Below are 14,397 nucleotides of genomic sequence, written 5' to 3'. Positions count from 1 at the left end.
CCGCAAGCGGGTCAGTCCCGTGCGGCGGGCGGGGGCGAAACCGGAACGGCGCGACCCGGATGCGCGCGCAGGCGCGCGGTGATCTCGTCGGCGATATCGGCGCCGGACGGGATCGGGGCGGTGTCGGCGACCGGATGATTCAGGGCGTCCAGGGATTCCGCGACATAGGTGGGCAGCCGATCCGCGGGCTGGGCGCGCAGATCCGCCAGCGTGCTGACCCCGGTGAGGACCATGAGGGACTCCAGGCCGACCGTGTGCGCGCCGTCGATGTCGGTGTTCAGACGGTCGCCGACCACCAGGGCGTCGCGAGTGGCGGCGCGGGTCAAGGCGTCTTCCATCAAGGGGGCGAACGGTTTTCCCGCCACGATCGGATCACGGTCGGAAGCGGTGCGCAGGGCGGCGACCATGGAACCGTTGCCGGGAGCCAGGCCGCGTTCGTTCGGAAGGGTGGCATCGGTATTCGCGGCCACCCAGAAAGCTCCGGCGCGCAGGGCGTAGGCGGCCTCGGCCAGATCCGCCCAGGCCGTATTGGGATTGTGGCCCTGGACGACACCGGCGGGGGCGATGCCATTGAACCGGCGGATCGCTTGCAGGCCAACGGCTTCGATCTCGGCCACCAGATCGTCGGTGCCGACGACGAGAACCGTCGCACCGGGCGACAGGCGGGAGGCGAGGAGATGGGCGGCGGCCTGGGCGCTGGTCACCACCTCGTCCTCGGTTGCGGCGAAACCGAGTTCGCGCAGATGACCGGCGACACCGGTCGCCGAACGGCTGGCATTGTTGGTGACATACAGCAGCCGCTGGCCGTCGGCGGACGCCGAAAGCGCCTCGGGCGCACCGGGAATCACCTCATGACCTCGGAACAGGGTGCCGTCCAGATCCAGTAGCAGTGCGCCGAACCGATCCCTTAGCCGCATTACGCCGCCCCTCTCACATCATCTCTGCCATAGACGACTCGACCGCGCAGCCTTCCCGGAAAGGAGGGCTGCGCGGTCGATTTCACGATGTTACTCAGTTCTCGGTGGTGTCCGCCGACTTTGCGGGCCGAGTGCCGTCATCCGTGGCGGCGGCACCTTCGTCGGTGTCCTCGTCCTCGTCCTCGTCCTGGCCGGCGTCGTCCGCATCGTCCTCGTCGTACGAGAACGCTTGGCCGTCACCGCCTTCCGCCAGATCGGCGGCGCGATCCTCGGCGTCGGTCTCGCCATCCAGGTCAGCGGACGCGGCATTCATGAACCAGCTCAAGGCTTCCTCGCTACGACCGGCGGCCAGCAGCGCCTCCGCGTAGGCGTAGAACAACCGGGCGGCGGCCGAACCGGTCCGCTGCGGATCCAGCTCGGCGGTCTGCAGCGTCACCACGGCCTGGTCGTACTGGCCCAGATCCATGCGCGCGCCCGCGACCACGATGCGCAGCTCGGTGGCTTCGTCACCGGTCAGCGCCCGCGCCTCATCGGAGCGGCCCAGTTCGATGGCGCGCTCGGGACGACCCAGACCGCGTTCGCAGTCGGCCATGACGGCCAGCAGCCCGGAACCACCCGACATGCGCCGCGCGGTCCGCAGCTCCGACAGCGCCTCGGCCCACTCACCGGCGTGGTAGGCCGCGACACCGGCGGTCTCGCGCACCACGGCGATCCGACCGGCCCGCTGCCGGGCCGCCCGCGCATGCGCCAGCGCCAGCTCCGGATCCTCGTCGAGCAGCTGCGCCACCATCACCAGATGGCGGGCGACCGACTCGGCATTGCTCTTGTCCAGGCTCAGCAGATCCCGGCGCACAGCCGGTTCCAGATCCGCGGCCTGCACATCGTCCGGCAGCGTCGGCTCATCCGGACGACCGGAGCGACGCTCGCCGCCACCGGCCCGCGCGCCCTCACCGCCACGCCGCCGCTCCGAGTCACCGAACGACCGCTCGGGACGCTCACTGCGCTCCCGATCCGCGCGCTCGCCACGATCGCGGTCCGGACGGTCATTGCGGTCGAAGCCACCGCGGGAGTTCTCACGCTTGTCGCCGAAACCGCTGCGGCCGAAGCTCTTCCGATCATCACGGTCGCCACGATCGGCGCGATCGCGTCCGAAGTCGCGGCCGCCGCCGTCGCGGTTGAAACCGCCACGACCACCCTCGCGGTCGTCACGGGAACGATTGAATCCACCCCGGTTGTCACCACGGCCCTCGCCCGAACGGTTGAACCCGCCCCGGTCACCACGATCATCGCGACCACCCGAGCGATTGAACCCACCCCGCTCGTCACGGCCGCCGGAGCGGTTGAAACCGCCCCGATCACCACGGTCGTCGCGACCACCGGCACGGTTGAATCCACCGCGCTCACCGCGGTCGTCACGCGAACGGTTGAACCCACCGCGATCATCACGGCCCTCGCCGGAGCGATTGAAGCCACCGCGCTCACCGCGATCGTCACGGGAACGGTTGAAGCCGCCACGGTCGTCACGACCGCCGGAGCGGTTGAACCCGCCGCGATCGTCGCGACCCTCACCGGAGCGATTGAAGCCACCGCGCTCACCGCGGTCATCGCGGGAACGATTGAAGCCGCCACGGTTGTCACCCGAGCGGTTGAAGCCACCCCGGCCGCCCTCGCGGTCATCACGGGAACGGTTGAAACCACCGCGGTCGTCACGACCCTCGCCGGAGCGATTGAAGCCGCCGCCGCGATTACCGTCACGGTCGTCGCGCGAGCGGTTGAAACCACCGCGGCTGCCGCCCTCGGAACCGCCGCGGTATCCGCCGCGATCCCGGTCCCGGTCGCCGCCGAAGCCGCCTCGGCCGCCCTCGTTGCTGTCACGCCGGGGACGGTCGAAGCCGCCCTGGCCGGATCCGCCGCTGTTACGGCGGAAGGGTTTGCGGCCGTCGTTCTGCTCCGCCACGGTGATCCCTCTCTGTAAGTAGCTCTGCTGCCGTACCCGGCCGCGGCGCTGGCGCGCGTGAGGGCCGGCGGGACGTTCCCGCCGACATAAATTCAATCACGCGCGAACCATGGAGCGTCCACGCGGTACCAGGTGGTAAAACGCGAAAAGGGGACCCAGATCTGGGTCCCCTTTTGCGAAGGATGTTCCGGCGGTGTCCTACTCTCCCACACCCTGTCGAGTGCAGTACCATCGGCGCAGGTGGCCTTAGCTTCCGGGTTCGGAATGGGACCGGGCGTTTCCCCACCGCTATAGCCGCCGTAACTCTATGAAACTGTCACATAAGGGGGTTCGGGGGCTTAGCCCCCGACCTCCTCCCGTATCGGGGATGGAAAGGGGCGCAGCCCCTTTCGTATCCGCCAACACAGTGTGTGTTGTTTCAGATACCGCACAGTGGACGCGTAGCTTCTTTGTTGGTAAGTCCTCGGCCTATTAGTACCGGTCACCTGCACCAGTTACCTGGCTTCCAGTTCCGGCCTATCAACCCGATGGTCTGTCGGGGGCCTTACCCACTCAAGGTGGTGAGAAACCTCATCTTGGAACAGGCTTCCCGCTTAGATGCTTTCAGCGGTTATCCCTTCCGAACGTAGCAAACCAGCCGTGCTCCTGGCGGAACAACTGGCACACCAGAGGTTCGTCCGTCCCGGTCCTCTCGTACTAGGGACAGCCTTCCTCAAGTTTCTGACGCGCGCGGCGGATAGAGACCGAACTGTCTCACGACGTTCTAAACCCAGCTCGCGTGCCGCTTTAATGGGCGAACAGCCCAACCCTTGGGACCTACTCCAGCCCCAGGATGCGACGAGCCGACATCGAGGTGCCAAACCATCCCGTCGATATGGACTCTTGGGGAAGATCAGCCTGTTATCCCCGGGGTACCTTTTATCCGTTGAGCGACACCGCTTCCACTTGCCGGTGCCGGATCACTAGTCCCGACTTTCGTCCCTGCTCGACCTGTCGGTCTCACAGTCAAGCTCCCTTGTGCACTTGCACTCGACACCTGATTGCCAACCAGGCTGAGGGAACCTTTGGGCGCCTCCGTTACATTTTGGGAGGCAACCGCCCCAGTTAAACTACCCACCAGGCACTGTCCCTGAACCCGATCAGGGTCCGAGGTTAGAGGTCCAATACGATCAGAGTGGTATTTCAACGACGACTCCACAAACACTGGCGTGTCTGCTTCACAGTCTCCCACCTATCCTACACAAACCGTACCGAACACCAATACCAAGCTATAGTGAAGGTCCCGGGGTCTTTTCGTCCTGCCGCGCGTAACGAGCATCTTTACTCGTACTGCAATTTCGCCGAGTCTGTGGTTGAGACAGCAGAGAAGTCGTTACGCCATTCGTGCAGGTCGGAACTTACCCGACAAGGAATTTCGCTACCTTAGGATGGTTATAGTTACCACCGCCGTTTACCGGGGCTTAAATTCTCAGCTTCGCGCCGAAGCGCTAACCGGTCCTCTTAACCTTCCGGCACCGGGCAGGCGTCAGTCCGTATACATCGTCTTACGACTTCGCACGGACCTGTGTTTTTAGTAAACAGTCGCTTCTCTCTGGTCTCTGCGACCTCACTCAGCTCGATCCGCAAGGGATGTCACCAAGCAAGGTCCCCCTTCTCCCGAAGTTACGGGGGCATTTTGCCGAGTTCCTTAACCACAGTTATCTCGATCGCCTTGGTATTCTCTACCTGACCACCTGTGTCGGTTTGGGGTACGGGCCGTGTATCAACTCACTAGAGGCTTTTCTCGGCAGCATAGGATCACTGAATTCGCCTCAATCGGCTACGCATCACCTCTCAGGCTGTATGCGGTGCGGATTTGCCTACACCACGCCCTACAGGCTTACACCAGGTATTCCATCACCTGGCCCAGCTACCTTCCTGCGTCACCCCATCGCTTGACTACTACAGCCAGGGTCGTATGCAGCCACTTCCGGCCTCCCGAAGGAGGTCCATCCGCTTTTGGATACTTAGCACAACTGATTCGCCATTGGGCGCGGATACACGGGTACGGGAATATCAACCCGTTGTCCATCGACTACGCCTGTCGGCCTCGCCTTAGGTCCCGACTCACCCTGGGCGGATTAACCTGGCCCAGGAACCCTTGGTCATTCGGCGGACGAGTTTCTCACTCGTCTTTCGCTACTCATGCCTGCATTCTCACTCGCGCAGCCTCCACGGCTGGATCACTCCGCCGCTTCCCTGGCTACACGACGCTCCCCTACCCATCCACACTCCTGGCCCGAAGGCGGGATAATGTGTGAATGCCGCGGCTTCGGCGGTGTACTTGAGCCCCGCTACATTGTCGGCGCAGGATCACTTGACCAGTGAGCTATTACGCACTCTTTCAAGGGTGGCTGCTTCTAAGCCAACCTCCTGGTTGTCTTCGCGACCCCACATCCTTTTCCACTTAGTACACGCTTAGGGGCCTTAGCCGGCGATCTGGGCTGTTTCCCTCTCGACTATGAAGCTTATCCCCCACAGTCTCACTGCCGCGCTCTCACTCACCGGCATTCGGAGTTTGGCTGACTTCGGTAAGCTTGTGGGCCCCCTAGGCCATCCAGTAGCTCTACCTCCGGTGAGAAACACGCGACGCTGCACCTAAATGCATTTCGGGGAGAACCAGCTATCACGGAGTTTGATTGGCCTTTCACCCCTACCCACAGCTCATCCCCTCAGTTTTCAACCTAAGTGGGTTCGGGCCTCCACGACGTCTTACCGTCGCTTCACCCTGGCCATGGGTAGATCACTCCGCTTCGGGTCCATAGTGTGCGACTCACTCGCCCTATTCGGACTCGCTTTCGCTACGGCTCCCCCACACGGGTTAACCTCGCCACACACCGATGACTCGCAGGCTCATTCTTCAAAAGGCACGCCATCACCCCACAATGAGGGCTCTGACGGATTGTAAGCGCACGGTTTCAGGTACTATTTCACTCCCCTCCCGGGGTACTTTTCACCTTTCCCTCACGGTACTAGTCCGCTATCGGTCACCAGGTAGTATTCAGGCTTATCGGGTGGTCCCGACAGATTCACAGCAGATTTCACGGGCCCGCTGCTACTCGGGTGCCCATCACAACAGCCAGATCGTTTTCGTCTACAGGACTCTCACCCTCTACGGTTGGCCGTCCCAGACCAATTCGACTAACGCTCTGGTTTCTTACTGTTGCCTAGTTCGGCAGAACTAGGAAGATAGGTCCCACAACCCCAAGAACGAAACGCCTGCCGGCTATCACGCGCTCCTGGTTTAGCCTCTTCCGCTTTCGCTCGCCACTACTCACGGAATCACTGTTGTTTTCTCTTCCTGTGGGTACTGAGATGTTTCACTTCCCCACGTTCCCTCCACACGCCCTATATATTCAGGCGCGGGTAACACGACATCACTCGTGCTGGGTTTCCCCATTCGGAAATCCTCGGATCTCAGCTCGGTTGACAGCTCCCCGAGGCTTATCGCAGCCTCCTACGTCCTTCATCGGCTCCTGGTGCCAAGGCATCCACCGTACGCTCTTACACACTTACTAACAAAGATGCTCGCGTCCACTGTGCAGTTCTCAAACAACACACAAGACCAACTCTTGACTCAGCACCAGCCGGAGCAATTCCCCGCGGTATGACTGAAAGCCAGTCTCGTCGTTTTTTGCCTGGAAAGAACGTCTGTTCTTTCAGGACCCAACAGTGTGCCGATATATCTTCCCTGCCGGCCACATGGGACCGAACTTGATGGAAAGAGGTTGTCAGTGTTCCACCCATGAGCTCCGCCGGACTACGTGTGAGTCCGAAACGGCTCTGGCGCAGTCTCTCTCGACTGTTCGAGGTGACATGCGCTAGATGCTCCTTAGAAAGGAGGTGATCCAGCCGCACCTTCCGGTACGGCTACCTTGTTACGACTTCGTCCCAATCGCCAATCCCACCTTCGACAGCTCCCTCCACAAGGGTTAGGCCACTGGCTTCGGGTGTTACCGACTTTCATGACGTGACGGGCGGTGTGTACAAGGCCCGGGAACGTATTCACCGCAGCGTTGCTGATCTGCGATTACTAGCGACTCCAACTTCACGGGGTCGAGTTGCAGACCCCGATCCGAACTGAGACCGGCTTTAAGGGATTCGCTCCACCTCACGGTATCGCAGCCCTCTGTACCGGCCATTGTAGCATGTGTGAAGCCCTGGACATAAGGGGCATGATGACTTGACGTCGTCCCCACCTTCCTCCGAGTTGACCCCGGCAGTCTCTCACGAGTCCCCGCCATTACGCGCTGGCAACATAAGATAAGGGTTGCGCTCGTTGCGGGACTTAACCCAACATCTCACGACACGAGCTGACGACAGCCATGCACCACCTGTACACCGACCACAAGGGGGGCCATATCTCTATGGCTTTCCGGTGTATGTCAAACCCAGGTAAGGTTCTTCGCGTTGCATCGAATTAATCCACATGCTCCGCCGCTTGTGCGGGCCCCCGTCAATTCCTTTGAGTTTTAGCCTTGCGGCCGTACTCCCCAGGCGGGGTACTTAATGCGTTAGCTACGGCACGGATCCCGTGGAAGGAAACCCACACCTAGTACCCACCGTTTACGGCGTGGACTACCAGGGTATCTAATCCTGTTCGCTACCCACGCTTTCGCTTCTCAGCGTCAGTTACTTCCCAGAGACCCGCCTTCGCCACCGGTGTTCCTCCTGATATCTGCGCATTTCACCGCTACACCAGGAATTCCAGTCTCCCCTGAAGTACTCTAGTCTGCCCGTATCGACTGCAGGCTCGCGGTTGAGCCGCGAGTTTTCACAATCGACGTGACAGACCGCCTACAAGCTCTTTACGCCCAGTAATTCCGGACAACGCTCGCACCCTACGTATTACCGCGGCTGCTGGCACGTAGTTGGCCGGTGCTTCTTCTACAGGTACCGTCACTTGCGCTTCGTCCCTGTCGAAAGAGGTTTACAACCCGAAGGCCGTCATCCCTCACGCGGCGTCGCTGCATCAGGCTTTCGCCCATTGTGCAATATTCCCCACTGCTGCCTCCCGTAGGAGTCTGGGCCGTGTCTCAGTCCCAGTGTGGCCGGTCGCCCTCTCAGGCCGGCTACCCGTCGTCGCCTTGGTAGGCCATTACCCCACCAACAAGCTGATAGGCCGCGGGCCCATCTCGCACCAGTAAACCTTTCCAACAACCCCCATGCAGAGGCTGCTCATATCCGGTATTAGACCCAGTTTCCCAGGCTTATCCCAGAGTGCGAGGCAGATCACCCACGTGTTACTCACCCGTTCGCCGCTCGTGTACCCCGAAGGGCCTTACCGCTCGACTTGCATGTGTTAAGCACGCCGCCAGCGTTCGTCCTGAGCCAGGATCAAACTCTCCGTTGAAGACTCTCAATTCCCTCCCGAAGGAGGCAATCAGAAGTAAACGTGAGTCCGAAAACCCAGCAAAATAAACGCCAGCTCGGAAATTAAGCTGACTAAATGTTCGACACCCACACGGGGGGCGGATGCCGAAACCAATAAATTATTGGCACTGACATTCATCGACACACTATTGAGTTCTCAAAGAACACACGCACAGGTCTTCTATCTAAACTGATCAGATGTCCAACCGGGCAACTTTTCCAGCCTAACCGCGAGACTCAACAGAGTCAAGTTCGAGATCTCGGCTGGGTGTTCATTGTCAGGCGCTCCTCGTACAACCTCGTTTCCGGGCCCGCGTTTCCAGCCTCTGAGCTGGGCGTCTGGCATCCGGTCGGTGTCCGTGTCGCTCTGACCTGGACTAAGTTACGCCCAGGAAAACGCAGATGCAAATCGCCTGGTGACGGCGGTGTCTGCGCAGGTCGCGGACCCCCGAAACGACAAGATCGCCGGGTCGGGGCACTGTTTTGTGACCCAGCTCTCGGCGATCTTGTTTTCGTATCGGGCTTTTCGGACCTTCCGTCCGGTTCGTCCCTACTGACCCGCTCGGCGCACGCCGGCGAAGTTCTTCTTGCCGCGGCGCAGGACCAGCCAGCTTCCGTGCAGGTAGTCGGCGTCCGACGGGGTCCACTCCAGATCGGAGATCTTCTCGTTGTTCACCGATGCGCCACCCTCATTGACAGCGCGGCGGGCCGCGCCCCGGCTCTCCGACAGGCCGGAGGCCACCAGCAGGTCGACGATGGTGTCGCCGGGCTTGGCCTCGGCGACCTTGCCGTCGACCGCCGCCTCGGTCAGCGCCGCGGACAGCGTGGACTCGTTCAGCTCGCGGAGTTCGCCGCGACCGAACAGGGCCTGGCTGGCCAGCTGCACCGAGCGGGTGTGCTCCTCGCCGTGCACGAGGGTCGTCATTTCGGCGGCGAGCCGGCGCTGGGCCTCGCGGGCGTGCGGGCGCTCGGTCGTGGCCTGCTCGAGCTCGTCCAGTTCCTCGCGGGACAGGAAGGTGAACCAGCGCAGGTAGCGGACCACATCGACGTCGGCCGTGTTCACGAAGTACTGGTACCAGGCGTAGGGGCTGGTCATCTCCGGGTCGAGCCAGAGGCTGCCGCCGCCGGTGGACTTGCCGAACTTCTTGCCGTCGGCCGAGGTCACCAGGGGGACGGTCAGGGCGTGCACGTGTTCGCCGTCGACGCGGCGATTGAGCTCCACGCCGGCGATGATGTTGCCCCACTGATCCGAGCCGCCGACCTGCAGGCGGCAGCCGTGCGTGCGGCGCAGCTGCACGAAGTCGTTGGCCTGTAGCAGCATGTAGGAGAACTCGGTGTAGGAGATGCCGTCGGACTCCAGGCGGCGCTTCACCGTGTCGCGAGCCAGCATGACGTTCACCGAGAAGTGCTTGCCGATGTCACGCAGGAAGTCGACAGTGCTCAGCGAGCCGGTCCAGTCCATATTGTTGGCGATGATCGCGCCGGTCGGGGAATCGTCGAGGTCGACGAAACGCTCGAGCTGGGAGCGGATGCGGCCCGCCCACTCGGCCACCGTGTCGGAGGAGTTCATGGTGCGCTCGCCGACATCGCGGGGGTCGCCGATCATGCCGGTCGCGCCGCCCGCGAGCACGATCGGGCGATGGCCCGCGGCCTGGAAGCGCTTCAGCGCCAGCAGCGGGACCAGGTGCCCGGCATGCAGGGAGGCCGCGGTGGGGTCGAAGCCGGCATAGAGCGTCAACGGGCCTTTGGCCAGATCCGCGCGCAGGGCGTCCAGATCGGTGGACTGCGCGATCAGTCCGCGCCAGGTCAGTTCGTCAATGATGTCGCCGGTCACGGCTCCCTATCTTTCCGTACCTCGATGGTGGACTCGCGCACCGGGCAATAGCATCGCGTCCCATGCGCGTCGATCGACACAGTGTGCCCGAGCAAACCCCTTCCGCCGCAATCGAATTTGTGCGCACCAGGTATGCCGAGCAGGCGCGGGCGGCGGAGGCGGGCGGACTGTCGGGGGTGCGGTGGCTCGGCGAGGTGCTGCTCGAGTATGTCGGTGCGCGGACGGTCGAGCTCGATCCGGAGGTCGAAGAGCGGGAGACCTGGCTGGCCCTGCGGAGCGCGGTCGTGCTGTTCCGGGACTTCGTCGAAGGTCAGGCCGCGCCGAAGCACTCCGACTGCTTCGCCAATGCGGGGTACGCCTCGCACTACTTCCGCTTCACGAAGGGTGACGAGGCGCTGACGGTCCGAGAGTGGGACGCGGCCTGGTGGCCGGCGCTCGGTCTGCGATTCGACGCGGTGCTCGAGCAGCTGGCGGAGCTCTGCCCGGACGACCATGCGGAAGGGCAAGCGCTGGTGGCGCTTTGGTCGGGGCAGGACATGGATACGCGGACGCTGGACGGGCATGTCGGGCCGGCTCTGCGGGCGATCGAGCGCCGCGATGCGGACCTGTTCGATGATGCGCTGATCAGGGTGTTGCGGCGGCATCGGGACGCGGCGAGTGCCCGGGTCCGGGACATGCGCGAGGGCGGGTATCGGCAGCTGGCCAAGGATCTGATCTCGTGGGAGGCGGTCGGGTTGGCGGCGCTCGCGCATATGGCTGGAATGCCGATCGGGGTCGAATCCGGGTACCTGCCGGTGCGGCTGGTCACCGGAGCGGGGCCGGTGGTACCCCGGGCCGACGGAGGACCGATCGCCCGGCCCGAGTGCGCAGCCGAAGTCGCCGCCGAGTGGCTGGACCGGAATCCGCGCGTGGCGCAGCGCAGGATCGACGCCATCCAGCGGTTCGACGGCAGTCTGTCGGGGTGGTTCAACGTCGTGTACTGCATCGCGTCCGATCTTCGCGCGGAACAGGGCTACCGGTCCGTGCTCGATCCCCGGTTCGAGGATCCGCGCAGCTGGGAGGTCCTCACGCGGGCAACCGAGGCAGCAGCTCAGGCCTTCAAGCTGGTGACCGCTCCGCCCGGCAGCATGATCGCGGTGACCGTCGAGGGCCGGACCACCGAACTCCCCGCCGGCGAGGTGGATGACAGCTACGCCTCCGGCAGCGCCTATACCCATGCGGTCGCGCTGGCATGGACGACTCGATCGGCGGCGGCTCTCGACATCCTCGCGAGCGTTCGCCGATTCCGGCGCGAGAGCGAGGAGCCGCCAACCGGTTTCGCACAGGCGATTCGGGCACTCGTGCAGGGCGGGGACCCCCGCGATGCGCTGCGGGCGGCATTGGAAGCGCCCGGCTCGGGCGACTATGCGCAGTATGTGGAACAGCCACGGACGCGGCTGCTGGAACGGCTGGTAGCGGGCGACCACGCGGGATTCGATTCCGCCCTTGCCGAGGCATTGACCCGGTACAGCACCTTCTACAGCTCCGGATCCAGGAGCGACCAGTTCGATGGGCAGCTGAACTTCGAGGTGCTCGGCCTGGCGTGCCGCGCCGCCGATCAAGGCTTCCCGATCACCGTCGAATCCGACTATCTGCCGCGCAGGGTGATCGAAGGCGCGTGGCTCACGTCGACGCGGTGAACCGGGCGTCCGCCTGATCGGTCAGGCGGACGGTGGGTGGCGATCACGGCCGAAGCCGACTACCTGCTTGCCCGAAATGGCGTGTGGTCGAGGGCGCATGGCTCATGCCCCGGCGGTGAGCGGGGAGTGCTGTCGAGCACGCCCGCCGCCGATCGTCATCGACTGCGGAGGGGATTGTGTTGTGGGGCAGCGCTTCACGAACCTGGGCGAAGGCGGCGGGCTAGCGGTCGAAGGCAGTCTTCAGGGCGGTGAGGTGGACGCGGCTGGCGGTGGCGGCGGCTTCGGGGTCGCGGGCGCGGATGGCGTCGTAGAGGGTTTCGTGGGCGTCGTGGTCGGCGCGGGCATCGGGGACGGGGTGGATGCGGAGCATGTCGATCATGGCGTGCCTCGAGCGCGGGACGAAGGCGTTGAACATCTCCAGCAGGATGTCGTTGTGGGAGGCGGCGATGACCGTGCGGTGGAACGCGGTGTCGGCGTCGACGAGGGTGGGGATCTCCGGGCCGGATTCGGCGCGCAGGTTCAGGGCCTTGAGCATGGTGCGCAGGTCGGCGGGGGTGCGGCGGCGGGCGGCCAGGGCGGCGGCTTCGGCCTCGATGGCGATGCGGGCCTCGATGACGGTGACGATGTCGGCGCGGCGCAGGATGGTGTCCCAGTCCTCGGTGACATCGAGGGCGGTGAGGAAAACGCCTGCGCCCTGGCGGCTTTCGAGCACCCCCTGGCCGGCGAGTTCGCGGATGGCCTCGCGCAGGGTGGAGCGGCCGACGCCGAGCTGGGCGGCGAGGGTGGTCTCGCCGGGCAGGCGGTGGCCGAGTTCCCATTCCCCGGCGCGTATGCGGGTGAGCAGTACCTCGGCGGCCTGTGCGGCGAGGGGATGCCGTTGTACCTGGGCCATCGGTCTCCGGCCTCTCTACTTGTCTGAGGAGTGATTGTCTTCTAGTCTAGGCCACATGCTTTCGGGTGCCCTTCTCCTCCTTCGCTGCCGCGGCGGGGTCTGATCGACCGGCACCCCGTATGCGGGGCTGTTGTGCTGCGCCGGTCACGAGAATCGACGCGAAAGAGCACGCAGTGAACATCTCTTCTGTTACCACTCCCCCGAGTTCCGTCTCCGCTCCCGCGAACTGGAATGCCCAGCAGCCGTCCGTAATGCCGTCGCATCGGTATCGCGATGTGTATCAACGGGTTTCGGTGCCGCTGACGGAACGCACCTGGCCCTCCAACCGGATCACCGCCGCACCTCTGTGGGTGCCGGTCGATCTGCGCGACGGCAATCAGGCGCTGGCCGAGCCCATGGATCCGGCGCGCAAGCGGCGGTTCTTCGAGATGTTGGTGGCCATGGGCTACAAGGAGATCGAGGTCGGGTATCCGAGCGCCTCGCAGACCGATTTCGATTTCGTGCGACTGATCGGCACGGAGAGTCTCGCGCCGGAGGATGTCACCATCGTGGTGTTCACCCCGGCGCGTGCGGACCTGATCGAGCGCAGCGTGGAATCCGTTCGGGGACTGTCCAATCGGGTGGTCATCCACATGTACACCGCGACCGCGCCGGTGTGGCGGGAGGTGGTGCTGGGGGCGTCGCGGGACGAGCTGACCGACATCATCGTCGCGGGTGGCCGCCGGATTCTGGAGCTGGCCGGGGGCCTGCCGAATGTGCGATTCCAGTTCTCCCCCGAGGTTTTCATGCTGACCGAGCCGGATTACGCACTGGAGGTGTGCGATCGGATGACTACGCTGTGGCAGGCCACGCCGCAGCGGCCGGTGACCCTGAATCTGCCGACCACGGTCGAGGTGGCGACGCCGAATGTGTACGCCGATCAGATCGAGTACATGCACCGGAATCTGGCGCGGCGGGACAGCGTGATCCTGTCGGTGCATCCGCACAATGATCGCGGAACCGGGGTGGCCTGTGCGGAATTGGCGATGCTGGCGGGCGCGCAGCGGGTGGAGGGCTGCGTGTTCGGCAATGGTGAGCGCACCGGAAATGTGGATCTGGCGACGCTGGCGCTGAATCTGCACGCACAGGGGGTTGATCCGATGATCGACTTCTCCGATATCGACGGGGTGCGCCGGACCGTTGAGCACTGCACGCGGCTGCCGGTGCCCGAGCGGCATCCGTACGCGGGCGATCTGGTGTACACGGCCTTCTCGGGGACGCATCAGGACGCGATCAAGAAGGGTTTCGCCGAGCATCGGGCGCGCGCCGATCGGCTGGGGGTATCCGAGCGCGAAATCGACTGGCGTATACCGTATCTGCCGATCGACCCGGCCGATGTGGGGCGCTCCTATGATGCGGTGATCCGGGTCAATTCGCAGTCCGGCAAGGGCGGTATCGCGTATCTGCTGGAGCAGGAGTACGGGCTGGCACTGTCCCGGCAGCAGCAGGTCGAGTTCGCTCGGTACGTCCAGCGCTACACCGATGAGACCGGGACGGAGGTGCCGGCGCAGCGGCTACGGGAGCTGTTCGCCGAGTTCTACGAGGTGCCGGTGGACGCGTCCGCTCCGTCGGCATCTTCCGGGCCGAGCCGCGACTCGAGTTCGGCGACACGGCGTTCCACCGACGCGAGCCGCTGCAGGACTTCGGCCACGGACACCCTGACGTAA

At 63.9% G+C, this 14,397-nt stretch carries 5 protein-coding genes, 3 rRNA genes and 1 pseudogene; 2 read left to right on the top strand and 7 right to left on the bottom strand.

Translation table 11 applies throughout. The annotated features are described in order from the left end of the window. Positions 1-11: 11 nt before the first annotated feature. From H0264_RS18075 to tyrS, 6 genes and pseudogenes are all read right to left on the bottom strand, one after another. Positions 12-917: an HAD-IIA family hydrolase gene (locus H0264_RS18075; protein WP_181585051.1), complete on the bottom strand. Its 906-nt coding sequence runs from the start codon at positions 915-917 to the stop codon at positions 12-14. Between the two features lie 235 nt (positions 918-1,152). Then, a pseudogene (locus H0264_RS18070) lies at positions 1,153-2,127 on the bottom strand (tetratricopeptide repeat protein); the annotation flags it as partial. 932 nt (positions 2,128-3,059) lie between these two features. Continuing rightward, positions 3,060-3,176, bottom strand: a 5S ribosomal RNA gene (gene rrf / locus H0264_RS18060). Between the two features lie 149 nt (positions 3,177-3,325). Further along, a 23S ribosomal RNA gene (locus tag H0264_RS18055) occupies positions 3,326-6,431 on the bottom strand. Between the two features lie 318 nt (positions 6,432-6,749). Further along, positions 6,750-8,266 (bottom strand): 16S ribosomal RNA (locus H0264_RS18050). Together the 16S, 23S and 5S rRNA genes form the textbook arrangement of a ribosomal RNA operon. A 570-nt stretch (positions 8,267-8,836) precedes the next feature. Continuing rightward, positions 8,837-10,120, bottom strand: a complete 1,284-nt coding sequence (gene tyrS / locus H0264_RS18045) for a tyrosine--tRNA ligase (RefSeq protein WP_181585048.1) — start codon at positions 10,118-10,120, stop codon at positions 8,837-8,839. 62 nt (positions 10,121-10,182) lie between these two features. Here tyrS and H0264_RS18040 point away from each other — a divergent pair, with 62 nt between their 5' ends. Then, complete coding sequence (locus H0264_RS18040) at positions 10,183-11,799, top strand: immunity 49 family protein (RefSeq protein WP_181585047.1); 1,617 nt, start codon at positions 10,183-10,185, stop codon at positions 11,797-11,799. A 220-nt stretch (positions 11,800-12,019) separates the two neighbouring features. Here the strand turns inward: H0264_RS18040 and H0264_RS18035 are convergent, their stop codons facing one another. Beyond that, positions 12,020-12,691 (bottom strand): FadR/GntR family transcriptional regulator, encoded by a 672-nt coding sequence (locus H0264_RS18035; protein ID WP_181585046.1) that lies wholly within the window; start codon positions 12,689-12,691, stop codon positions 12,020-12,022. A gap of 251 nt (positions 12,692-12,942) precedes the next feature. Here H0264_RS18035 and H0264_RS18030 point away from each other — a divergent pair, with 251 nt between their 5' ends. Then, a complete protein-coding gene (locus H0264_RS18030) occupies positions 12,943-14,397 on the top strand; it encodes a 2-isopropylmalate synthase (protein ID WP_244976215.1) in 1,455 nt (484 codons plus the stop codon).

Source organism: Nocardia huaxiensis, from assembly GCF_013744875.1.
Taxonomy (GTDB): domain Bacteria; phylum Actinomycetota; class Actinomycetes; order Mycobacteriales; family Mycobacteriaceae; genus Nocardia; species Nocardia huaxiensis.
Note: the sequence above shows the minus strand (reverse complement) of the source record. Positions and strands in the feature narration are given on the sequence as shown.